20 protein-coding genes and 1 tRNA gene are annotated in these 22,460 nt (G+C 68.3%); 8 read left to right on the forward strand and 13 right to left on the reverse strand.

Going from position 1 to position 22,460, the window contains the following annotated elements:
- Positions 1–288: 288 nt before the first annotated feature.
- Positions 289–633 (reverse strand): ArsR/SmtB family transcription factor, encoded by a 345-nt coding sequence (locus tag ACZ6S4_RS03710; RefSeq protein ID WP_360549002.1) that lies wholly within the window; start codon positions 631–633, stop codon positions 289–291.
- Positions 634–1,520: 887 nt separating this feature from the next.
- On the opposite strand from ACZ6S4_RS03710, the gene ACZ6S4_RS03715 reads away from it, so the two are divergent.
- Positions 1,521–1,955, forward strand: a complete 435-nt coding sequence (locus ACZ6S4_RS03715) for a hypothetical protein (protein ID WP_465473381.1) — start codon at positions 1,521–1,523, stop codon at positions 1,953–1,955.
- On the forward strand, positions 1,952–2,263 hold the full coding sequence (locus tag ACZ6S4_RS03720; protein ID WP_465473382.1) for a transcriptional regulator: 312 nt from the start codon (positions 1,952–1,954) through the stop codon (positions 2,261–2,263). The genes ACZ6S4_RS03715 and ACZ6S4_RS03720 overlap by 4 nt, the downstream gene beginning before the upstream one ends.
- A gap of 21 nt (positions 2,264–2,284) precedes the next feature.
- Here ACZ6S4_RS03720 and polA read toward each other — a convergent pair whose 3' ends face one another.
- From polA to ACZ6S4_RS03770, 10 genes are all read right to left on the reverse strand, one after another.
- A complete protein-coding gene (gene polA / locus ACZ6S4_RS03725; protein WP_465473383.1) occupies positions 2,285–4,978 on the reverse strand; it encodes a DNA polymerase I in 2,694 nt (897 codons plus the stop codon).
- A gap of 54 nt (positions 4,979–5,032) precedes the next feature.
- The gene (locus ACZ6S4_RS03730) at positions 5,033–5,797 is read right to left on the reverse strand and encodes an amino acid ABC transporter ATP-binding protein (RefSeq protein WP_465473384.1); all 765 of its coding nucleotides are present in this window, start codon (positions 5,795–5,797) and stop codon (positions 5,033–5,035) included.
- The gene (locus ACZ6S4_RS03735) at positions 5,794–6,789 is read right to left on the reverse strand and encodes an amino acid ABC transporter permease (RefSeq protein ID WP_465473385.1); all 996 of its coding nucleotides are present in this window, start codon (positions 6,787–6,789) and stop codon (positions 5,794–5,796) included. The genes ACZ6S4_RS03730 and ACZ6S4_RS03735 overlap by 4 nt, the downstream gene beginning before the upstream one ends.
- A gap of 8 nt (positions 6,790–6,797) precedes the next feature.
- Positions 6,798–7,709, reverse strand: coding sequence for an ABC transporter substrate-binding protein (locus ACZ6S4_RS03740; RefSeq protein ID WP_465473495.1), 912 nt, complete (start codon positions 7,707–7,709; stop codon positions 6,798–6,800).
- A gap of 33 nt (positions 7,710–7,742) precedes the next feature.
- Entirely contained in the window at positions 7,743–8,453 is a 711-nt protein-coding gene (locus ACZ6S4_RS03745; protein ID WP_465473386.1) for an ABC transporter ATP-binding protein, read from the reverse strand.
- Positions 8,443–9,207 (reverse strand): ABC transporter ATP-binding protein, encoded by a 765-nt coding sequence (locus ACZ6S4_RS03750; RefSeq protein WP_465473496.1) that lies wholly within the window; start codon positions 9,205–9,207, stop codon positions 8,443–8,445. Before ACZ6S4_RS03750 ends, ACZ6S4_RS03745 begins: the two co-directional genes overlap by 11 nt.
- A gap of 103 nt (positions 9,208–9,310) precedes the next feature.
- Positions 9,311–10,474: a branched-chain amino acid ABC transporter permease gene (locus ACZ6S4_RS03755; protein WP_465473387.1), complete on the reverse strand. Its 1,164-nt coding sequence runs from the start codon at positions 10,472–10,474 to the stop codon at positions 9,311–9,313.
- Positions 10,471–11,421, reverse strand: a complete 951-nt coding sequence (locus ACZ6S4_RS03760) for a branched-chain amino acid ABC transporter permease (RefSeq protein ID WP_465473388.1) — start codon at positions 11,419–11,421, stop codon at positions 10,471–10,473. Before ACZ6S4_RS03760 ends, ACZ6S4_RS03755 begins: the two co-directional genes overlap by 4 nt.
- Positions 11,422–11,501: 80 nt before the next feature.
- Complete coding sequence (locus ACZ6S4_RS03765) at positions 11,502–12,665, reverse strand: branched-chain amino acid ABC transporter substrate-binding protein (RefSeq protein ID WP_465473389.1); 1,164 nt, start codon at positions 12,663–12,665, stop codon at positions 11,502–11,504.
- A gap of 217 nt (positions 12,666–12,882) precedes the next feature.
- Entirely contained in the window at positions 12,883–13,500 is a 618-nt protein-coding gene (locus ACZ6S4_RS03770) for an ANTAR domain-containing response regulator (protein ID WP_465473390.1), read from the reverse strand.
- A 118-nt stretch (positions 13,501–13,618) separates the two neighbouring features.
- Between ACZ6S4_RS03770 and ACZ6S4_RS03775 the strand changes: the two genes are divergently transcribed.
- From ACZ6S4_RS03775 to ACZ6S4_RS03785, 3 genes are all read left to right on the forward strand, one after another.
- Positions 13,619–13,694 (forward strand) — tRNA-Leu (locus ACZ6S4_RS03775).
- Between the two features lie 17 nt (positions 13,695–13,711).
- Complete coding sequence (locus ACZ6S4_RS03780) at positions 13,712–14,476, forward strand: transcriptional regulator (RefSeq protein WP_465473391.1); 765 nt, start codon at positions 13,712–13,714, stop codon at positions 14,474–14,476.
- A gap of 142 nt (positions 14,477–14,618) precedes the next feature.
- Positions 14,619–15,662, forward strand: coding sequence for an HdeD family acid-resistance protein (locus ACZ6S4_RS03785; protein WP_465473392.1), 1,044 nt, complete (start codon positions 14,619–14,621; stop codon positions 15,660–15,662).
- A 97-nt stretch (positions 15,663–15,759) separates the two neighbouring features.
- On the opposite strand, the gene ACZ6S4_RS03790 is transcribed toward ACZ6S4_RS03785, so the two are convergent.
- The gene (locus tag ACZ6S4_RS03790) at positions 15,760–16,638 is read right to left on the reverse strand and encodes an acyl-CoA thioesterase (protein ID WP_360831474.1); all 879 of its coding nucleotides are present in this window, start codon (positions 16,636–16,638) and stop codon (positions 15,760–15,762) included.
- Positions 16,635–18,083, reverse strand: coding sequence for a pyruvate kinase (pyk, locus tag ACZ6S4_RS03795; RefSeq protein ID WP_465473393.1), 1,449 nt, complete (start codon positions 18,081–18,083; stop codon positions 16,635–16,637). The genes ACZ6S4_RS03790 and pyk overlap by 4 nt, the downstream gene beginning before the upstream one ends.
- A gap of 329 nt (positions 18,084–18,412) precedes the next feature.
- Between pyk and ACZ6S4_RS03800 the strand changes: the two genes are divergently transcribed.
- Genes ACZ6S4_RS03800 through ACZ6S4_RS03810 form a run of 3 tightly spaced genes read left to right on the forward strand, consistent with a single transcriptional unit; the run spans position 18,413 to position 22,412 of the window.
- The gene (locus tag ACZ6S4_RS03800; protein WP_465473394.1) at positions 18,413–21,532 is read left to right on the forward strand and encodes an HD domain-containing protein; all 3,120 of its coding nucleotides are present in this window, start codon (positions 18,413–18,415) and stop codon (positions 21,530–21,532) included.
- Entirely contained in the window at positions 21,517–21,996 is a 480-nt protein-coding gene (locus ACZ6S4_RS03805; protein ID WP_465473395.1) for a hypothetical protein, read from the forward strand. Before ACZ6S4_RS03800 ends, ACZ6S4_RS03805 begins: the two co-directional genes overlap by 16 nt.
- Positions 21,993–22,412, forward strand: coding sequence for an NUDIX domain-containing protein (locus ACZ6S4_RS03810; protein WP_465473396.1), 420 nt, complete (start codon positions 21,993–21,995; stop codon positions 22,410–22,412). Before ACZ6S4_RS03805 ends, ACZ6S4_RS03810 begins: the two co-directional genes overlap by 4 nt.
- Positions 22,413–22,460 lie beyond the last annotated feature (48 nt).

Here is a 22,460-nt window from a genome sequence, read left to right on the forward strand (position 1 = left end):
TATCGCACGCTTGCGGAGCCATCGCACGCTTGCGGAGCCATCGCACGCTTGCGGAGCCATCGCACGCTTGCGGAGCCATCGCACGCTTGCGGAGCCGGAACCGGAGCCGGAGCCCGGAGCCGGAGCCGGAGCCGGAGCCCGGAGCCGGAGCCGGAGCCGGACCCCGGAGCCGGAGCCGGAGCCCGGAGGGTCATCCGGCCGTGGCCGGAGCTGGTAGAGCGGAGCCGGAGCCGGAGCCGGAACCGCAGCCGGAGCCGCAGTCGCCTCGGGCCGGCGCCGTGCCGGAGGTCAGATGCCGGCCGTGACGGAGCTGACGTCCAGCAGGCCGGCCAGCAGGGCGAGCGCCGCCGGCACGAGGCGGTAGTAGACCCACGTGCCGCGGCGGTCGCTGTCGACCAGGCCGGCTTCGCGCAGGACCTTGAGGTGGTGCGAGATGGTGGGGCCGGTCAGCTGGAAGGAGCCGGTGAGGTCGCAGACGCAGACCTCGCCCCCGCCGGCGGACGCGATCATCGACAGCAGCCGCAACCGCACCGGGTCGCCGAGCGCCTTGAACATCGGCGCGAAAGCGTGGGCCTGATCGGCGTCGAGCGGCCGCCGGACCACGGGCGCCCAGGCACTGGACGACGATGTCATCTCGGTCGAAGAACTCGGCATGGGCTCACCCTTGCAAACCGAAGCAAATCTCGGATTTGAAGATCCACTCCACGACTCCACACCGCCAGGGTTCCGTAGCGCAAAGCCAGAATGCATGACACAGCAACGATTCGGCTGGGGTAGCGGCGCTGGAGCCGCGGGGTTCGCCCACCTACGGAATCCGAGGTGGACAGTGCAGCTGGCACCGATGAAGGCATCGAAGCTGACCTCTCGCTCCGAAGAAACCGCCCGAAGGGGCAACCGCGCCCCCTCAACCCTCGGCCTCAGCGGGCGTGGCCTACGTCACTAACCGCCACCTGGCCCCGCTGTCGGCGATGCGGAGGGCTGGACGGACAGCGCCGACCAAGAATCCCGGATTCGTTGGCCGACACCTGGGACGCAGGCGACGGGAACCGAGCACGCGCAACGGTAGCCGCGGCGGAATGTGCCCGGCAGAGGGGCAGCCACGCCGCCCGAGGACCATGGTCGGGAGGTGGTGCGGACCGGCGAACCGGCACGGTCGCCCGGTTCGGCAACGCGGACGCTCAGGACCGGCGCGGGCAGCTCGACCTGAAGCAGAGCAGCGCGGATCAGTGAATCAGCTCAGGCCATGGTTTGCCGCCCCGTCGACGCGGACGTCGAACGCCGACGGTCGCAGGGGCGGAACGAATGTGATCTCGGCGGCGAGGGCGCGCGCCGCGGGTGGTGAGATCAGCGAGCTCGTCGACGCGGCCCCCGCCGGCAGCGAGCAAGTCATCGGCCCGGGCCTGCAGCGAGCAAGTCATCGGCCCGGGCCCGCAGTAGTCGATGATCTCCGCAGATCAGCGACTTTGTTTCCAAGTGCTCAATAGTTGCCACTCCGGAAACTAGCGAATATATTTTCCAGCATGGAAAACATCGAGCGGAGGCCCAGCCCGGCTGAAGCACGGGAGGCGCTGGCGAGCGTCGAGCGCGCACAGCGGGCCGTGCGGGACACGCCCTGGCCGACCTGGCTCTACCCGGTCAATGCCCTCCTGGTGGCCGGCATGGCGTTGACCTCCCTGCTCCCCCAGCACCGCACCGCCGCACTGCTCGCCGTTGCCTTGACCATCGTCGGCGTCAATGTCGTGGCCGGGTACCGGATGGGAACGCCGTGGGCCCTGCCCGCCCGGCGTGCCTTCCTCGCCGCGGTTGCCGCCTCGACCCTGTGCGTGGTCGCCGCGGTGGCCATCGCCGACGTCGTCGAGCCGGCCTGGCCGGTCGTTGTGCTCGCGGTCGCCGCCGCCGTCATCTACCTCGCCGGTGGCGTGGCGCACCGCGCGTCGACGGGACGGCCCCGGTGACCGACGAGCTCGACCCGGTCATCCACCCGACGCATCGGCTGCGGATCTGCGCGATGCTCGCCGCGGGCACCACGCTGGAGCTGTCGGTGATCAAGGACAACCTCGATCTGAGCCCGTCGGCCCTGAGCAAGCAGGTCGCTGCGCTCGTCGACGCCGGGTACGTCAAGCAGGAACGCCTCGGCAGCGACTCGCGCCGGGTGTGGTTGTCGCTGACCCGTCAGGGCACCAGGGCGTACCGGGGGCACGTCGCCGCACTGCAGAAGATCGTCGCCGCGACGACGGTGCCGCCGGACGACGCGCACCGTTGAGCGTCCGCCCGAGGCAGGCCTCTAGTGGTCGGCGCCGTTCCAGTCCTGGCCGACACCGACCGAGACCTCCAGCGGCACGGACAGCGGGTAAGCCCCGCCCATCTCCTGACGCACCAGGGCCTCCAGCGCCTCGCGCTCCCCCGGCGCCACGTCGAACACCAACTCGTCGTGGACCTGGAGGAGCATGCGGGACCGCAGGCCGGCGGTGCGCAGAGCGCCGTCGACGCGGAGCATGGCGACCTTGATGATGTCGGCCGCCGAGCCCTGGATCGGGGCGTTCAGGGCCATGCGTTCGGCCATGTCGCGGCGCTGGCGGTTGTCGCTGCTCAGGTCGGGCAGGTAGCGGCGGCGGCCGAGGATGGTGGCGGTGTAGCCGTCCTGGACCGCTCGGCGGACCACCGTCTGGAGGTAGTCGCGGACGCCGCCGAAGCGCTGGAAGTATTCCTCCATCAGGGTGCGGGCTTCGTCGGTCGAGATGGTGAGCTGGTTGGACAGGCCGAAGGCGCTCAGGCCGTACGCGAGGCCGTAGTTCATCGCCTTGATCTTGCGGCGCTGGTCGGGGACGACCTCCTCGACCGGGACATGGAAGACCGACGAGGCCGTGGCCGCGTGGAAGTCAGCGCCCGAGTTGAAGGCCGCGATCAGGGCCTCGTCCTTGGACAGGTGCGCCATGATGCGCATCTCGATCTGGCTGTAGTCGGCCGTCATCAGCGACTCGAAGCCCTCGCCGACCACGAACGCGCGGCGGATGCGGCGGCCTTCCTGGGTGCGGATCGGGATGTTCTGCAGGTTGGGGTCGGTCGAGGACAGCCGGCCGGTCGCCGCGACCGTCTGGTTGAACGTCGTGTGGATGCGGCCGTCGTCGGAGACCGACTTGAGCAGGCCGTCCACTGTCGACTTCAGCTTGGCCACGTCGCGGTGGCGCAGCAGGTGCTCCAGGACCGGGTCGCCGGTCTGGGCGAACAGGCTCTGCAGGGCGTCCGCGTCCGTGGTGTAGCCGGACTTGATCTTCTTGGTCTTGGGCAGGCCGCGCTCGGTGAACAGGATCTCCTGCAGCTGCTTGGGTGAGCCCAGGTTGAACTCGCGGCCGACCACCTCGTGCGCCGCCTGCTGGGCCGCCTTCACCTCCGCGGCGAAGTGCGCTTCCAGCTCGGAGAGGTATTCCGTGTCGGCGGCGATGCCGACGTGCTCCATCTCGCCCAGCACGATCGCCAGCGGCTGCTCCACCTCGGCCAGCAGGCGCTGGGAGGCGCCGTCGTCGCGGGACAGCTCCTCGGTGATCGTGTCGGCCAGGTCGAGGGTGGCGCGGGCGCGGAGCATGACGTTCTGCTCGGCGGTGCCCTCGTCGTCGCCGAGGCCGTCCAGGGTCAGCTGACCGGTCTCCGGGGCGTCGACGCGCAGCTCGCGCTTGAGATAGCGCAGCGCCAGGTCGGTCAGGTCGTAGGCGCGCTGGTCGGGCTTGGCCAGATAGGCCGCCAGCGCGGTGTCGACGCGGACGCCGGCCAGGGCCCAGCCGTGCGCGCGGAAGGCCAGCATCGCCGGCTTGGCCTCGTGGATGACCTTGGGGCGGTCGGGGTCGGCCAGCCAGGCGGCGACCGCCTGCTCGTCGCTCTCGCCGAGAGTCGTGGGGTCGAACCAGGCAGCCGGGCCGTCGCCGGTGGCGATCGCGACGCCGGTCAGCTCGCCGGTGCCGCGGCCGAAGCGGCCGGTGACCGCGACGCCGACGGGCGCCTCGCGGGCGTGCTCGCTCAGCCAGCCCTCGACGTGACCGGCGGCCAGGACAGTGCCGGAGAGGTCGAAGCCGGACTCCGCCTCGGGCTCGACGGCGTCGAGATACGAGTAGAGCCGCTCGCGCAGCACCCGGAACTCCAGCGCGTCGAAGACCTGGTGCACGGCCTCGCGGTCCCAGCCCTGCCACTTGACGTCCTCGGGGCGCAGCGGCAGCTCCAGGTCGCAGACGAGGCCGTTGAGCTCGTAGTTGCGCATGACGTCGGCCAGGTGGGCGCGCAGGTTCTCCCCCGCCTTGCCCTTGATCTCGTCGACGTGCGCGATGATGCCGTCCAGCCCGCCGTACTGATTGATCCACTTGGCCGCGGTCTTGTCGCCGACGCCGGGCACGCCGGGCAGGTTGTCGCTGGCCTCGCCGACCAGGGCGGCCTTGTCGCGGTAGCGGCCCGGGGGGACGCCGTACTTGGTCTCGATGGCCTCGGGGGTCATCCGCCAGACCTCGGACACACCGCGGACCGGGTAGAGGATCGTGACGTGCTCGCCGGCCAGCTGGAAGGCGTCGCGGTCACCGGTGGAGATGACGACATCCATGCCGGCGTCGCGGGCCTGGCAGGCCAGCGTGCCGATGACGTCGTCGGCCTCGTAGCCGGGTTTCTCCACGACCGGGATGCGCAGCGCCTCGAGGATCTCCTTGACCAGGCTGACCTGGCCCTGGAACGGCTGCGGGGTCTCGGCCCGGCCGGCCTTGTAGTCGGCGTACTTCTCGGTGCGGAACGACACCCGGGAGACGTCGAAGGCGACCACGATGTGCGTGGGCTTCTCGTCCCGCAGCATGTTGATCAGCATCGACGTGAAGCCGAACACGGCGTTGGTCGGCTGGCCCGTCTGCGTCGAGAAATTCTCCACCGGCAGCGCGAAGAAGGCGCGATAGGCCAGCGAATGCCCATCGAGCAGCAGCAAGCGGGGGGTCTGGGCGTCGTTACTCACGTCGCAGAACTCTAGTCTCGCCGTACGACAAGAACCGGGACCGCCCCGCCTGCTTCACAGCACCTTGCTCAGGAATGCCTTGGTTCGTTCCTGCTGCGGATTGCCGATGACCTCGCGCGGAGGTCCCTGCTCGACCACGACGCCGCCGTCCATGAAGATCAGCGAGTCGCCGACCTCGCGGGCGAAGCCGATCTCATGGGTCACCACGATCATGGTCATGCCGTCGCGGGCCAGGTCCTTCATCACGTCCAGGACCTCGCCGACCAGCTCGGGGTCCAGCGCGCTGGTGGGCTCGTCGAAGAGCATCAGCTTGGGCCGCATGGCCAGCGCCCGGGCGATCGCCACGCGCTGCTGCTGGCCGCCGGAGAGCTGACTGGGATAACTGTCCTTCTTCTCGCCCAGGCCGACCCGGTCGAGCAGCGCCACCGCGCGGTCGCGGACCTCGTTCTTGTTCTCCCGCTTGACCCGGCAGGGCGCCTCCATGACGTTCTGCAGCACCGTCATGTGCGGGAAGAGGTTGAACCGCTGGAACACCATGCCGATGGCCCGGCGCTGCGCGGCGACCTCTTTCTCCTTGAGCTCGTGCAGCTTGCCGCCGCGCTCGCGGTAACCGATCAGGTCGCCGTCGACGAAGATCCGGCCGGCGTTGATCTTCTCCAGGTGGTTGATGCAGCGCAGGAACGTCGACTTGCCCGAGCCCGAGGGGCCAAGCACGCAGCTCACCTCCCCCGGCTTCACCACGAGGTCGATGCCCTTGAGCACCTCCAGAGAGCCGAAGGACTTGTGCACGTTCTCGGCGCGCACCATTTCGTCGGTCATGCTGCCGCCCCTCCCACGCCGCCCTGCTCGGCCGACAGGCCGCTGAGCCGCATCCGGGCCTTGCCGGCGGTGCCGTAACCGCGGCTGAAATGCCGCTCCACGAAGAACTGCACGACCATCAGCACACTGCAGATGATCAGATACCAGAGACAGGCGGCGATCAGGACGGGCAGCACGATGAACGTGCGCGAGCTGATCGCCTGCAACTGGAAGAACAGCTCGAACGACACCGGTACGAAAGCCACCAGCGACGTGTCCTTGACCATCGCGATCGTCTCGTTGCCGGTCGGCGGGACGATCACCCGCATCGCCTGGGGCAGCACGATGCGGCGCAGCACCTGGCCGCGCGACAGACCCAGCGCCGACGCCGCCTCGGACTGGCCCTCGTCCACGGACTGGATGCCGGCCCGGACGATCTCGGCCATGTACGCGGCCTCGGACAGCCCCAGCGCCAGCACGCCGGCCAGGAAACCGGAGAGCAGGTCGGTGGCCTTGATGCTGTAGAACTGCGCGTTCAGGTCATGGATGCCGAACAGGTTGCCGATCTGCGCGTCGAACGGCAGACCGAAGCCGATCCGTTCCCACAGGATGCCCAGGTTGCCGAAGAGGATCGCCAGCACCAGCCGGGGCAGCGCCCGGAACACCCAGGTGTAGACGAAAGCGACGTTGGACAGGATCGGGTTCGTCGACAGCCGCATGACCGCCACCACGATGCCCAGCCCCACACCGATCACCATCGCCAGCACGGTCAGCAGCAGCGTGCCGCGCAGACCCTCCAGCACCGGACCGGTGAACATAGCCCCGCGCTTGCCCTCGCCCATGCTGACGAAGATGAAGTGCCAGTTGAACCGGTCGTTGGTGAAGATCAGGTGGAGGAACATGGCGGCGAGCACGGCCAGGACCGCGATCGCCACCCAGCGCCCGGGGTGCCGGACGGGCACGGCCTTGATGGCCTCGGGTCGTGCCCGTCCGGACTGTGTCTCCGTCGTCATTGCGCGGGTCAGGAGACCTGCGGGTTGACGGCCGGGTCGGTGATGCCGCCGGCCTCGACGCCCCACTTGGTGAGGATCGTCTTGTACGTGCCGTCGGCGATCAGCGCCTCCAGCGCGGCCTCGATCGCGGCGCCGAACTCCGCCTGCGCCTTGGGCAGGACGTAGCCGTACGGCGCCGAGTCGTAGATGTCGCCGACCAGGGCCAGCTGGCCGTTGGTCTGCTTCACCGCGTACGCGCCGATCGGCGAGTCGGCCAGCATGGCCTCGTCCTTGCCCGAGACGACCGCGTTGGTCGCGTCGGCCTGGGACTGGTACTGGTCGATCGTGATCTTCGGCTTGCCGGCGTCGGTGCACTTCTTCGACCGCGCGGTGACGTCGTCGAGCTGCACGGTGCCGACCTGCACGGCGACCTTCTTGCCGCAGGCGTCGTCCGGGTTGATCGTCGCCCCGGCCTTGGCCGCCCACTGCGTGCCGGCGTTGAAGTAGGACACCATGGTGGCCTCCTTCATCCGCTCGGCGTTGACGGTGAACGAGGACACCCCGACGGTGTACTTGCCGGAGGTCACGCCCGGGATGATCGCGTCGAACTTGGACGACTGCCACTCGGTGGTCAGGCCCAGCTTCTGCGCCACCGCGTTGAACAGATCCACGTCGAAGCCGATGACCGTCTTGCCGTCGGCGTCCAGGTACTCGTTCGGCGCGTACGTGGAGTCCGTACCGATGATGAGCTTGCCGGCCGCCTTGATGTCGGCCGGGACCTTGTCGGCCAGCGAGGTGTCGGCGGAAGCCGACGGCACCGGAGCGCCCGACCCGGTGCCCGGGTCGGCCGTCTCCTCGCCGCAGGCGGTCAGAGAAAAGGTCATCGCGAACGCGGCGGTCAGGCCCACGAACGCGCGCCGCATGGGGGTGGTGCGGAACATCGTCGTCAACTCCTCAATGGTGTTCGGGTGGGCTCAAGCGACGCCGAGGTAGGCGTCCTTGACCGAGGGGTCGGTCAGCAGCTCGGCGCCGGTACCGGACTTGACGATCTCGCCGGTCTCCAGCACGTACGCCCGGTGTGCCCGGGACAGCGCCTGCTGGGCGTTCTGCTCAACCAGGAGCACGGTCGTGCCCTGCTGGTTGATCTCCACGACGATGTCGAAGATCTGCTGGATGAGCATGGGCGCCAGGCCCATCGACGGCTCGTCGAGCAGCAGCAGCCTCGGCCGGCTCATCAGCGCCCGGCCGACCGCCAGCATCTGCTGCTCACCACCGGACATCGTGCCACCGACCTGCTTCTCGCGCTCCTTGAGCCGCGGGAACAGGGTGAACACCCGGTCCAGATCCTCGCTGATCTCGGCGCGGTTGCGCCGCGTGTAGGCACCCATCTCCAGGTTCTCCAGCACCGACATGCCGGGGAAGATGCCCCGGCCCTCGGGCGACTGGGAGACACCCCGCACGACCCGCAGGTCCGCGCGGAGCTTGGTGATGTCCTCGCCGTTGAAGTGGATCGACCCCTGGGCGACCGGGCGCAGCCCGGAGATCGCCCGCATGGTCGTCGACTTCCCGGCGCCGTTCGCGCCGATCAGGGCGACGATCTCGCCCTCGCCGACGCTCAGGCTGATGCCGTGCAGGGCCTGGATGCGCCCGTACATCAGCGTGACGTCTTTCAGCTCAAGCAGCATCGGTCGGCACTCCCAGGTACGCCGCGATCACAGCCGGGTTGTCCCGCACCTCGGCGGGCGTGCCCTCAGCGATCTTCTTGCCGAACTCCAGCACCACGATCCGGTCGGTCACACCCATGACCAGGCGCATATCGTGCTCGATGAGCAGCACCGTCACGCCGCTGTCGCGGATCTTGCGGATCAGCGCGAGCAGCTCGGCCTTCTCCGCCGGGTTGAAGCCGGCGGCCGGCTCGTCCAGGCACAGCAGCGTCGGGTTCGTGGCCAGGGCCCGGGCGATCTCCAGGCGCCGCTGCTCGCCGTACGACAGGTTGCGCGCGACGTCACCGGCGCGGTGCTCGATGCCGACGAACCGGAGCAACTGGTACGACCGGTCGCGGCCCGTACGCTCCTCGCGGTGGTGCCGGGGCAGCCGGAACAACGCGGCGATCACGCTGGTCTTGTGGTGGGCGTCCGCGCCCACCATCACGTTCTCCAGCGCGGTCATCTCGGGGAACAGCCGCACGTTCTGGAACGTGCGGGCGATCCCGCCGCGGGTGATCTCGTGCTTCTTCTTGCCGACGATCGACTGACCCTGGAACCGGATCCCGCCGCTGGTCGGACGGTAGACGCCGGTCATGGCGTTGAAGCAGGTGGTCTTGCCGGCCCCGTTTGGGCCGATCAGACCGAAGATCTCACCCTTGCGCAGGCTGAAGCTGACCTCGTTGAGGGCCACCACGCCGCCGAAGCGCAGCGTGACGTTGTCCACCTCGAGCAGGACGTCACCGACCGGTTTCGCCGGGGCGTTGTCCTTGGGCCCGGCCTTGTCGACGGGACCCGCATTGGCCGCGTCGGCCTCCTGCGGCGTCTCGATATGCGGCTCACTCAATGGGAGCCACCTCCTTCTCGCGGTCCTTGAGCTCCATCGCGCGGCGCCGGCTCGGGATCAGGCCCTGCGGGCGGAAGATCATGATCGCGATGATCACCGCACCGAAGATGGCGAACCGGAAACCGAACAGGTCGGTGTGCCAGATCGGGTCCTCGATGCCACGCAGCCGGTCCGGGATGTACGAGATCAGCGCGCCACCCAGGATCGCCCCGGCGATGTTGCCGGAACCACCCATGACCACACCGGCGAGCACCAGGATCGAGAACTGCAGCACGAACGTCTGCGAGTTCATGAAGCCCTGCTGACCGGCGAACATCACGCCGCCCAGGCCACCGATGAAGGCGCCGATCGCGAACGCCCACAGCTTGTACTTGATCGTCCGCACGCCCATGATCTCGGCGGCTTCCTGATCCTCGCGGATCGCCAGCCACGAACGGCCGACCCGGCTGTTGTCCAGGTTGCGGACCGCGAAGATGACCACAATGATCACCGCGAGGCCCAGCCAGTAGTACGGCACCGCGTCGGCCACGCCGAAGATCGGCTTACCGTCGGAGAACTCACCCGGCGGGTGCGGGATGTCCGAGAAGCCCCGGTCACCACGCAGCGTCTCGGTGCTCGTGGCCACGATCCGGATGATCTCCGCGAAGCCCAGCGTCACGATCGCCAGATAGTCACCGCGCAGCCGCAGGGTCGGATAACCCAGCACCAGCCCGGACAGCATCGCCACCGCGAGGCCGATCGGCACCGCGGCCAGCCAGCCCCACTCGGTCCGCAGCACGCTGTCCGGCGAGGCCAGCAGCGCGACGGTGTAGGCGCCGACGGCGAAGAAGCCGACGTAACCCAGGTCGAGCAGGCCGGCGAAACCGACCACCACGTTCAGGCCCAGGGCCAGCAGCACGTAGTAGGACATGTTGAACAACGCACTCGGCCAGTCGATGCCCTGCGTGACGATCTGCGGGCCGAGCAGCGGGATCTCGCCCACGTACGGCAGCAGGAACGCCAGCGCGGCGAAGACCACGCCCAGTACGATCCGGACCACCTTGGGCTGCCGGCCGTACCAGCCGCGCACGCCGCCGCGGTCCTCGCGGGCGTTCTTCTTCTCCTGCTCGGAGAGCGGCGCCTGCGGCGCGGAGGAACTTGTCGCCTCGGTTGTCATGCCCGTGCCCTCCCGAGAGACTCGCCCAGCAGGCCCGTGGGACGGACCAGCAGGATCAACACCAGCAGCACGAACGACGCGGCGTGCAGCCACTCGGTGCCGAACAGCGAGGCCGCGTAGTTCTGCAGCAGACCCAGCAGCAGGCCGCCGAGCAGCGCGCCGCGCAGGTTGCCGATACCGCCGAGCACCGCCGCGGTGAACGCCTCGATGCCCAGCAGGAAGCCGGCGTCGAACCGCGTGACGCCGATCTTCAGGTCGTACATCACCGCCGCGATACCCGCCATCAGGCCACCCAGCAGGAAGACCAGGGAGATCACGCGGCTCTTGTTCACGCCCATCAGCGCCGCGCTGTCCGGGTTCTGCGCCACCGCGCGGATACCCCGGCCCAGCCGCGAACGGTTGATGAAGCGGTCCAGCAGGAACATCATCACGAGCGCCAGCACGATGATCAGAATCTGCAGATTCGTCACATGCATGTTGCCGATCACGAAGACGTCACGAGGTTGGATCAGCGGCGGCACACCCTTGATGTTGCGCTGGGTCATGACGCCGACGGTCTCGGAGATGAACAGCGACGCGCCGATCGCGGTGATGAGGAACGCGAGCGGCGGCGCGTTGCGCTTACGCAGCGGCCGGTAGGCCACCAGCTCCACACCCAGTGCGGTGAGGCCGGAGAAGATGATCGCCACCACCAGGCCCAGCAACAACAGGCCGATGACGCTCATGACGTTGGGGGTAGCCGAGTTCTGGTCGAGTCCGAAGAAGCCCCAGACGATGAGGCAGGCGTACGAACCGATCAGGAAGACCTCGGAGTGCGCGAAGTTGATCAGGCGGAGTACGCCGTAGACCAGGGTGTAGCCCAGAGCGAAGAGAGCGATGATCGCACCCTGGGCCAGGCCCGTGATCGTGAGCGGCCCGAAGTCCTGAATCAGACCGGAGAAGTTCACAAGGGGCTCCTGAAACGAGAAGGTCGGTGCGGCCGGAGATCATCCGGCCGCACCGGCCCTACGAAAAGTTACTCAGTCGATCAGGCGGTCGGAACCTCTTGGTCCGCGAGCTGGTTGCCCGTCGCGTCGAACTTGAACGTCCACACCTTGATGTAGTTCGGGTCGAGCTCGCCCTTGTCGGTGAACTTGTACGTGTTGGCGATGCCCTTGTACTCAGCCGTCGACAGGTACGTGTTCAGCTTCTCCGTCGTGGTGTTGCCCGCGTCGATGCCCTGCAGCAGCATGTTCGCGGCGTCGTAGGCCACGTCGCTGTAGGTACCGGCGTCGACGTTCCACTTGGCCTTGTAGTCCGTGACGAACGTGCCGCCCGCCTTCTCCGGCGGGGAGCACGGGCAGGTCACGATGGTGCCGACCGCGGCAGCGTTACCGGCCGCCTTGGCCAGGCCGACGTCCTTCATGCCGTCGCCACCGACCAGCGTGCCCTTCCAGCCCGCCGAGGTGAGCGCCTTACGGATCAGGCCGGCGTTCTGGTAGTAGCCGCCGTAGAACAGCACGGTCGCCTGCGAGGAGACGACCTTCTGGACCAGCGCCGAGAAGTCGGTCTGCTTGCCGTCGGCCTCGGTCTTGTCCTTGGCGACCACCGCGGCGCCGAGGGTCTTCTCCACGACCTCCGACAGGCCCGCACCGTACGCGGACTGGTCGTTCGCCACGAAGACCTTCTGGGCCTTCATGACGTCCTTGATGTAGTTGGCCGCGGCCGGACCCTGCGCGTCGTCGTTGGCGACCGCGCGGTGGAACGTCTTCCAGCCGTTAGCCGTCAGCGACACGCGCGTCGCGGACGGGGTGACCGACGGGATGCCGGCGGCCTCGAAGATCGGCACCGCGGCCTCGGACTCGCCCGAGAACGGCGGGCCGACGATGCCCAGGATCTTCTTGTCCGCGACCAGGTTACGGGCCACACCGGGCGCGACGCCCGGCTCGCCCTGAGAGTCGAACTTCGCGACCGTGATGCAGTCGGAGCCCTTCTTCTCGTTGAACTGGTTGATCGCGAGCTCGAAGCCCTGCTCGATGTTCACACCGAGGTTCGCCGAAGACCCCGTCAGGGCGCCAAAGTACGCGAGCTTGTAGCCGCAGTTGCCGCTGGCCGTGTCATCACTGCCGCTGTCGCTGTTGCAAGCAGCAGCACCGGCGATGAGGCCGATAACGGCCAACCCGCCGATGGCACGTACGAGAACCTGCCTCAAGGTTGGAACCCTCCTCCATACCGAACCCACCGAGCCACCGCCGGTCGATTGGCACTTGCGCACCGGCACGACACAACTGCGCCCGTCATGGGGCGGGACGCTATCCCACGATCCGGCACCGTAGTAAGTGTTCGCACGGGCATTCACCGAACCGTTACGTCCGGTGATCCCCCACCGGAGAAGGTGTAACAAACAGGCAGTTCTCAGAGGTCACCGGTCATGGGGTCGGCGTACCGGTCGACTCCTCACCCTCGGCGAGAATCCGGTCGGCGACCTCACGCATCGTCATCCGATGATCCATCGCGGTGCGCTGGATCCACTTGAACGCCTGCGGCTCGGTCATCGAGTACTTCGTCATCAGCTCGCCCTTGGCCCGCTCGACCGACTTGCGGGTCTCCAGCCGGTCGGTCAGCCCCGCGACCTCCGACTCCAGCGCGGAGATCTCCGAATACCGGGAGAGGGCGATCTCGATCGCCGGCACCAGGTCGGACTTCTGGAACGGCTTCACCAGGTACGCCATCGCGCCGGCGGCCCGGGCGCGCTCGACCAGGTCCCGCTGACTGAAAGCGGTCAGGATGACGACCGGCGCGATGCGCCCGCCGGCGATCCGCTCCGCGGCCGCCAGGCCATCCATGATCGGCATCTTGATGTCCAGGATGACGAGGTCCGGCGTCAGATCCTCGGCCAGCCGTACGGCGGTCTCGCCGTCGCCGGCCTCACCGACGACGTCGTAGCCCTCCTCCACGAGCATCTCGGCCAGGTCCAGCCGGATGAGCGCCTCGTCCTCGGCGATCAGAACCCGCCTGCGCTCGGCACCCGCCTGCGTGTCGGCCACGAACCCCTACCCCCAACGCTGGTGAAGTCGCGACACCCGGGTATCTGGGTGCCACCGCCCTCAGCGTAGTGGGTAGGCTGTCTTCTGCTCAGCTTGGCGTGACCAACGTGATCTTCCTGTCCTCGTACTCCAACGGCAGAGAGAGTGGTCTCAAACACCACACAGTGTGGGTTCGAATCCCACCGAGGACACCAATACTGTCGTACCCCTGGTGGACGATCCAATAGTGCATCCACCACACCTTCGCGAGCGCGCAATCTCCCTGAAATCCGCGGGCGTACCGTTCACGGAGATCTACCGGACGCTGGGATTGTCGCGCAACACGGTGGCCTGCTGGCTTTACAGTTCTCGATCCAAGATCAATTCTGCACCGGACCGGCGGTGTCCCTTCTGCACCCGGCCCGCACGCCCGATCGACCGCCCGGCGGATTACGCCTATCTGCTGGGCAGCTACCTCGGCGACGGCCACCTGCTGACGACCGGCCGGGTGCCGTTGCTGAAGGTGGCGTGCGACCTGCGCTATCCGGGCCTGATCGAGGAAGTGGGCCGGGCCATGCTCGCCTGCGGTGCCCGCGTGGTCGGGCACCAGCACCGCGAGGGCCGCGACGACGTGCGCTCGTCCTGGATGCACTGGCCGTGTCTGCTGCCCCAGCACGGCCCCGGCAAGAAACACGAACGCGCCATTCGGCTCATGCCCTGGCAACAGCGGATCGTCGACGATTTTCCCGGCCGGTTCCTGCGCGGGCTGTTCCATTCCGACGGCTGCCGGACGGACAATCGAATAGTCCGGGGCGGACGTACGTACGTTTATCCACGCTATTTTTTCGTCAACGAGTCGGCCGACATCATGGGGCTCTGCCGGCACGCATTGGATGAGCTGGGCGTGCGCTGGCGGATGGGCCGGCGCAACATGCTCTCCGTCGCCCGGCGCGACGACGTGGCGCAACTCGACCGACATGTGGGAGCGAAGTACTGACGCCGAGGGCTTCGGATGCCCGTACCCCCACAGAGTGAGCGCCGAAGCAGGCAGCGAACCGCCCCGGGGGAATTCCGGGAAAGACCGGTTTGCCGGTCTCGCTGGTGTTGTCATGGCAGTACCAGCACTGCCAGGAGGCTCCATGTTGTGGTCCGGCTCGTCGCCCCTGACCGTCGTCCGCGACGGGATGTGGGGGTTCCTTCTGTTCGCGGGTGTGGCGTGGCTGGCGATCGCCTGGAGTGTGCTGCGGCTGGAGCCCGCCGACCTGGTGCACGTGGCCGGGCCGGTCATCCTGTTCGCGGCGGTGACCGAGGCGGTGCGCGCGCTGGCCGGGACGCGGACGTGGTGGTTGAACGCCGGCATGGCCGTGCTGTTCGCCGCCACCGGCGTGATCATGCTGCGGGACGGGGACACGACGTGGACCACGCCGGCCGCGCTGATCGGCTGGTATCTCATGGTCCGGGGTGCTGCCGACATCGCGATCTCGATGCTGACGCGCGAGAGCGACCGGATCTGGGGCCTGCTCATGGTGGTCGGCGTGGTCGAGGCCGCGCTGGGGTTCTTCTCGGCGAGCTCGTACGTGCGGACGCCGGAGCTGGTCGTGCTGGTGCTCGGCGGGGCCGCGCTGAGCCGCGGGATCGCCGACCTTGTCGCCTCGTTGCGGCTGCGGGAGGCCTCGGTCGCCGCGCGGGCGGGGCGGCTGCTGGAGCTGACGCCGCAGCGGGCGGTCGGAGTTGCCGGGTATTCGGCCGGCCTGACCGATTTCGAGTCCGGGTCGCAGCGGGCGTCGGGCCCGCGGCACCGGGCCGCGACCAGGCCTTCGGCCTCGGCTTCGGCGCTGTCCGATCTTTCCGCGTCGGCTTCCCCACCGGTACGCGCCCAGGCGCAGCTGCCGCAGGACGGGCCGGCCGGTAGCTTCCACGACGAGGTGTTGCGGACGACCGCCGACCTCGACGCGATGCTGGCGCTGGCCGGGGTGACCGGCGCGGCGGTGCCGGGGGCGGCGGCTCAGGCGGCGGCCGACGAGCACGTCGAAGTTCCCGACACGGCCGAGGGTGCGGAGTTGCCCGCCGAGGCGTCGGCGGGGCAACGGGTGGCGCACGGGTCCGATGAGGCATCGCCGGCGGCGGGCGAGGCGGGGATGGACGACTCGTCGAGCGTCGGCCGTGGCCGGCTGGTGGACTGAAAGTTTCCCCTGCCCCGCTGGTGGCGGGACCCGCTGAACGGCCAGTCGCCGGGCCGGGGTCCCGCCCCGGCGGGGCCCTTTCTTGTTCCGGGCAGCCTCAGGCTCCGACGCGGCGGAGCAACCCCTCCTGGACCGCGCTGGCGATGTGCCGGCCGTCCTCGGTGAACATCCGGCCGCTGGCCAGTCCTCTGCTGCCGCTCGCCGACGGGCTCGTGCAGTCGTACAGGAACCATTCGTCCGCGCGGAACGGCCGGTGCAGCCACAGGGCGTGGTCCAGGCTGGCACCGATCACGCCGCCCGGGCCCCATACCTCGCCGTGCATCGACAGGACCGAGTCCAGCAGAGACAGGTCGGAGGCGTACGTCAGGGCGCAGGCGTGGATCAGTGGGTCGTCCGGCAGTTTGCCGTTGATGCGCATCCAGACGCGTTGCTCGTCGGCGGCGTCGCGGTCGCCCGGTGGGACCCAGCCGGGGGTGCCCACGTAGCGGACGTCGATCGCCTGCGGGGCCGCCTTGAACGCGGCCGCGCGGTCCGGGTAGCGGGCCAGCCAGTCGAGCATCGTGCGGGTCTCGTCCGGGCCCGGCACGCCCTGCGGTGGCGGTGTGTGGTGGTCGAGGCCCTGCTCGGTGACCTGGAACGACGCCGACATGAAGAAGATCGTGCGACCGTGCTGCTGGGCCGTGGAGCGGCGGACCGAGAAGGACCGGCCGTCGCGGATCTTCTCGACGGCGAAGTCGATCGGGACCGTCGGGTCGCCCGGGCGCACGAAGTAGCCGTGCAGAGAGTGCACGCGGCGTTCCGGGTCGACCGTGCGGCCCGCCGCGACCAGGGCCTGGCCCGCGACCTGGCCGCCGAAGACCCGCTGGGCGCCGACCTGGGGGCTCTCGCCCCGGAACGTGGCCGCGTCGATCTGCTTGAGGTCGAGGACCTCGAGGAGCTGATCGACGGCGGCCTGTCCCGTCAGCGGGGTGCTCACTTCTGCTCGGTCACCGTGGCCGGGTCGACGAGCGAGCCGAGCTGGTGCACGCGCAGGGTGTTGGTGGACCCGGGCGCGTTCGGCGGGCTGCCGGCCACGACGACGACGTACTCGCCGGGCTTGGCCAGGCCGAGGCCGAGCATGGCGTGGTCGACCTGACGGAACATGTCGTCGGTGTGCTCGACGAAGTCGGTCAGGAACGTCTCGACGCCCCAGGACAGGGCCAGCTGGTCGCGGACCTCGGCGACCGGGGTGAAGGCCAGCAGCGGCAGCTCGCAGTGCAGCCGGGAGAGGCGGCGGACGGTGTCGCCGGTCTGGGAGAACGCGACCAGGGCCTTGGCGCCGATGTTGCGGGCGATCCGGCTGGCGGCCACGGTCAGCGCGCCGCTGTGGGTGCGCGGGTCGTGCTGCAGGACCGGGACGCCGAAGTCGCCGCTCTCCGTGGTGGTGACGATCTTGGCCATGGTGCTGACGGTGAGGACCGGATACTTGCCGACCGAGGTCTCGCCGGAGAGCATCACCGCGTCGGCGCCGTCGAGGACCGCGTTGGCGACGTCGGAGGCCTCGGCACGGGTCGGGCGGGAATTCTCGATCATCGAGTCGAGCATCTGGGTGGCCACGATGACCGGCTTGGCGTTCTCCCGGCAGAGCTGGACGGCCCGCTTCTGCACCAGGGGCACCTGGTCCAGGGGCAGCTCGACCCCGAGGTCACCGCGGGCCACCATGACGCCGTCGAAGGCCAGCACGATGGCCTCGAGGTGGGTGACCGCCTCGGGCTTCTCGACCTTGGCGATGACCGGCAGGGTGGTGCCCTCCTCCGCCATGATCTGGTGCACGAGCTTGATGTCGTCGGGCGAGCGCACGAACGACAGGGCGACCAGGTCGACGCCGAGGCTGAGCGCGAAGCGCAGGTCCTCCTCGTCCTTGTCGCTCATCGCGGGGACGCTGACGGCGACGTTGGGCAGCGAGACGCCCTTGTTGTTGCTGACCGGGCCGCCCTCGGTGACCAGGCAGCGGATGTCGTTGCCCTCGACCGCGGAGACCTCGACGGCGACCTTGCCGTCGTCGATCAGCAGCCGGTCACCGACCTTGACCTCCTGGGGCAGCTTCGAGTAGGTGCAGCTGACCCGGTCGGGGGTGCCCAGGATGTCGTCGCTGGTGATGGTGACGGTGTCACCGTTGGCCCAGATGTGCGGCCCGTTGGCGAACTTGCCCAGCCGGATCTTGGGGCCCTGGAGGTCGGCCAGGACGGCGACGGCGCGGCCGGTCTCCCGGGCGGCGGTGCGGACCATGTCGTAGATCTGGCGGTGGTCCTCGTGGCTGCCGTGGCTGAAATTCAGCCGGGCCACGTCCATACCGGCCTCGACCAGTCCGAGCATGCGCTCGGGGGAGGCGGTGGCAGGACCCATGGTGCAGACGATCTTTGCGCGGCGTGTCACAGCCATCAGGCTAGTCTCTCTTTCGGATCGGCCCGCTGGCCGACCCCCATCTGCGGGGTGAAGTTCAGGTAGCGGGCGTCAACGACCGCAAATCAGCCACAGCTTATCGGTGCGTCTGCGGCCCCAGCGCGGAGATGCCGACCCAGCCTCCGTTTCAGCAGCCGTGACTTACAAGCCGGTCGCTTCCGCCCAGCGGCCGCATTACAGTCCGCATTGCTGCGGTTCACTACCGTGTCGACGTCGGTGGGGCGAGGAGGACATAAGTGTCGGTTTGGGGCTCACTGGGCGATGTCCTGAGCAGAGAATCGGACCCGCGCAACGTCGCGAACGTAAGGATGTTGACCGACCACGCGGCAGGACTGCTCAAAGTCGTCCGGGACACCTTCCCCACGTACACGATGCACGACGAACAGCACGCCCGGAACGTGGTCACTCTGATGGGTAAGTTGGCCGGCCCGCGGATCGACAGAATGGTCCCGCTCGAGGCCGCGCTGCTTATCTTGTCTGCGTACTTCCACGACATCGGCATGGTCTATTCCGCGGACGATCTCGCCGCGATCCCCGACGAGGAGGAGTTCGAAGCCTTCCTGAGCCGCGACGCCGAGGCGTTCCTCGCCATGCAACGCCACGACGGGCAGCCGCCCGCCGCGGTGCTGGAGAAGTACTGCCGGTTGCGCCACGCGGACCGGGTCAAGGTCCACCTCGACCGCATCGACCGGCCGGTGCTCACCTGGGACGGGATGTCGATCGCCACTGTGCTGCACCGGCTGTGCCGCAGCCACAACGAACCCACCCTGGATCTGCTGCAACCCGACTTCGGGGAGTTCCTCGGGGAGGCCGACGTCCGCTTCTGCGCGATGGCTCTGCGGCTAGCCGACATCATGGACTTCGACCGAACCAGGACTCCACGAGCGATCCACGAGTATCTGGGTCTGGCGGACCGGGGTGCGGCTGCCGCAGCCGAGTCCGACAGGCATTGGCAGCAGCATCTGGTCAGCGCCGGCTTCAAGTTCCCCCAGGGCCCGGCCGGGGAGTGGCCCCAGAATTACGCGCTGGTGTACGCGGCGAATCCGGCGAATCCCGGGGTGGAGCACGGCATCCGGATGTCGGTGGCCGAGGTGCAGGCGGAACTGCAACGGTGCCGGGCCGTCCGGGACCAGTGCCCTCGGTGGCGGGACCTGCCACTGCCCGGCGAGATCAACACGAGCCAGATCGAGAGCCTGGGCTACCGGTACGGGGAGTTCCGCTTCGAACTCGACCGCTCTGCCGTTCTGGAGATGTTCACCGGCGAGCAGCTGTACGAGGACCCGTACGCGTTCCTGCGGGAACTGTTACAGAATGCGATCGACACGGTCGAGACGCGCCGCCGGGTGCACGGAGAAATTCCCGGCAATCCGGACGGCGTGGCGGTGAGCTGCTGGGAGGACAGCGAGGGGTTCCTGTGGGTGCGGGTGGACGATAGCGGCATGGGAATGGACGAGCAGCTGATCCGCGAGTATTTCCTGCGGGTCGGGCGTTCGTACTACAACTCGGCGGAGTTCAAGGCCGAGCTCCTACGCGGCGGCGAAGGGACCGGATTTTCGCCGATCAGCCGGTTCGGCATCGGGGTGCTGTCATGTTTCATGGTCGGTGACCGGTTGGAAGTCTCGACGCGGCGGCTGCTGCGCGGCGGCCGTTACGTTGAGTCGGGCGAGGCACTGCGGCTGTCGTTGCAGCGCGACCGGGACTATTTCGTCCTGCGCAGCAACGGTCAGGGCGACGACGACATGCCGGCCGACAACCGCGGTGAGCGTGGCTTCCGCCGCAGGACGGGCACGAGCGTCGCGGTACGGATCGATCCCCACCGCACAGGCATCGGGCTGGCCGATCTGACGGCGAAAGCCGAGGAGTATCTCTTCGCGCCGAGCGTGCCGGTGACTGTGAACAACAGCCCCGCGGGCGTACGAGGAGCGACCTATCTGGACGAGCCGTGGCTCGACCAACCTGTCGTGACCGCCTTCAGCACCACCCACAGAAGATCACGCAGATCCCAGCTTCCCTACCTCGCCGGCTTCCGGGTCGCGGCGCTACCGCTGGATTTGAACTCCACCACGCACCTGACCGAGGTGCGTGGCCAGCTCATGGCGCTGGTCGCCTTGCCGCCGGCAGATCCCGATCTTGCCCACAGCAAAGACCTGCTCGCCGGGCTGCCCGACAGCGCCTCCGTTGTCAGCGGCCTCTTTTCCCGGGCGATCACCAGAACGGAATTCGCCGTTCGCCCAGATCTCTTCAGCCCACGTCGGCGCCGTCACGAAACCGTGGAGATCCGAGTCCGGCGACATCTTGACAGGGCTCAGGTCGATGCCGCCCTGGACGCAATTCCCGCCCATGTCGACGACGACGAGCGCACGGCCGACCCGACCGGAGTGGACGATGTTGGCCACGTGCTCCGGTCGCCGAGCACACTACGGGGCATAATGCGCGCCCTGGGGTCAGAAAAGATCATCGCAAACCCGTACTCGATCAGCAGCGCGGAGCTCGGCATCGCTTCGCTCGACGAACGCGTGCAAGAATTGGCCAGCCGCACCTGGTGGGCACACGGCGGTATCGGATTACCCCCACTTAGTCTCAACAGGTCACTCAGCGGCATCATCCTTCGCGGAGCCGCATCGCTCGCCGGCCGGTTACGTCCCGACCTGACGATCTCTCGCACGTCGATTGTGGCGATCCCGTTCCCCGTGCACTCCGCGCTGCAGCTGGCTGTCCGACTGGCTGCCCAGCGAGTCGATGCGCCGGCCGAGGCGCTCGATCGGGTCGTCAAGCAGAACTTGCTCGACACCGCACCCGCGGAGGCTTATGCGGTGGCCACGCTGCGGACCGACAGGCTTCTCGTCGGCGCGGCCTGGCGTGCCGAAAAGGTCCTCCGGTCCGGTGACGAAGACCTCAGCGTCAATGATGTGTTGGCGCGCACTGCCGCAGGCGAGGACGTTTTCCTGGCACCCGCCATCACCCGGCCATGGCGCCCAGGAAGTCGCTCCAGCGGCTTCGATTTCTACCGACACCTGCGCACTGCCCTGATGCATCTCTTCCTCGACCTGGAGTACCGCCCCCAGGACAGCGTCACGGGCCTGTACGCAGTGCCTCGACGCACGTCGCCAGCACCGGAGGTCACCTCCGACCTGCTGCCGCCACTCTTTGCCGTGCCGTACCGTGCCGACTCCGGTCTTGCCCGAGCAGGGTCTTTTCTCAGTGCGACACATCCGCTGACCGAGTGGATCGTCATGCACGCCGAAAGGCTGTCGCGTGACTTCGCCGCGCCGTTCAACCGGGTCCTGCGTGAAGCTCCCTGGACAACCAGTGCTGGCAGCCTCAACGAGGCGCTGGACCGAGTCGCCAGGGCCCGAACCGACATTCCGGCACCACCTGAGGAGGCATACGTGCGGGTCGACGAGAACGGCTGGTGGTGGTCGCGATGACGCTTCCTCCGGTGGATCCGGCGCAGGCTTTCGAGGTCGAGCGCTACAAATACATCCTCCAGCAACTCCACGCCGTCAACGAGAACGTCTACCGTTTCCTCGCCATCTATCAGACCCTCGCGACGGTCCTGGTCGGTGCCGCGCTCACGCTCTTCGTGCGTTACGAGGACTGGAATATCCGCCCTGAGATCGCCGCCATCGGCATCGTTGCGATCCTCCTCCTGGTCACCGTCATCGCCGGCTTCACTGTCCTGCTCATCGTCGTCGGAGTTCTCAACTGGCTCGACTACCGGCGCGAGGAGTGCGAGCTCACCGAGACCGCCGTCCGCCCCGGTTTTCGGCGCCCGCCCGATCCCAAGAACTTCTGGCGGTGGTATGAGACCTGGATCGTCGCGTTCATCGTCGGCTCGCTGATCTTCATGTGGCTCGGCGCCCTCGCCGTCGTTCTGCCCGCTCTGTCATGAGCGGCGAGCCCGGCACGGATTTCGTCGGCGTGGGGGTCGGCGCCATGGTCATCGACGATGACGGCCGGGTCTTCCTGGCCCGGCGGGGACCGCTGGCGCGCAATGAGAAGGGCCGCTGGGAGTTTCCCGGCGGGACCGTGCAGTTCGGCGAGACCCTTGTGGCCGCTGTGCGCCGGGAGTTCCTTGAGGAGTACGGCATGACCGTCGAGGTCACGGGTCTGCTCGGCGTCGCCGATCACCTGTTGCCGACCGAACGGCAGCACTGGGTCTCGGTGTCCTTCCGCGCTAGGTGGCGCGGCGGTGAGCCGACGATTCGGGAACCCGGCAAGTGCACCGAAATCGGCTGGTTCGCGCCGGACCACCTGCCCGCCCCGCTCTCCGCGGCAAGCCTCGAAACAATTCGGGCGTCATTTTGAACCATCGAACACATCGTGACGTGTTGATGGCAGCAAGTGATGCAGCCG

It is taken from the genome of Actinoplanes sp. NPDC051405, assembly GCF_055586185.1.

Bases quoted from the DNA above. Each gene is read 5' to 3' on its own strand.
- ACZ6S4_RS03740 (WP_465473495.1), bottom strand. From the start codon at position 7,709: ATGTTCCGCACCACCCCCATGCGGCGCGCGTTCGTGGGCCTGACCGCC.
- ACZ6S4_RS03755 (WP_465473387.1), bottom strand. From the start codon at position 10,474: ATGACAACCGAGGCGACAAGTTCCTCCGCGCCGCAGGCGCCGCTCTCC.
- ACZ6S4_RS03735 (WP_465473385.1), bottom strand. From the start codon at position 6,789: ATGACGACGGAGACACAGTCCGGACGGGCACGACCCGAGGCCATCAAG.
- ACZ6S4_RS03810 (WP_465473396.1), top strand. From the start codon at position 21,993: ATGAGCGGCGAGCCCGGCACGGATTTCGTCGGCGTGGGGGTCGGCGCC.
- ACZ6S4_RS03745 (WP_465473386.1), bottom strand. From the start codon at position 8,453: ATGCTGCTTGAGCTGAAAGACGTCACGCTGATGTACGGGCGCATCCAG.
- ACZ6S4_RS03785 (WP_465473392.1), top strand. From the start codon at position 14,619: ATGTTGTGGTCCGGCTCGTCGCCCCTGACCGTCGTCCGCGACGGGATG.
- ACZ6S4_RS03800 (WP_465473394.1), top strand. From the start codon at position 18,413: ATGTTGACCGACCACGCGGCAGGACTGCTCAAAGTCGTCCGGGACACC.
- pyk (WP_465473393.1), bottom strand. From the start codon at position 18,083: ATGGCTGTGACACGCCGCGCAAAGATCGTCTGCACCATGGGTCCTGCC.
- ACZ6S4_RS03730 (WP_465473384.1), bottom strand. From the start codon at position 5,797: ATGACCGACGAAATGGTGCGCGCCGAGAACGTGCACAAGTCCTTCGGC.
- ACZ6S4_RS03715 (WP_465473381.1), top strand. From the start codon at position 1,521: ATGGAAAACATCGAGCGGAGGCCCAGCCCGGCTGAAGCACGGGAGGCG.
- ACZ6S4_RS03710 (WP_360549002.1), bottom strand. From the start codon at position 633: ATGACATCGTCGTCCAGTGCCTGGGCGCCCGTGGTCCGGCGGCCGCTC.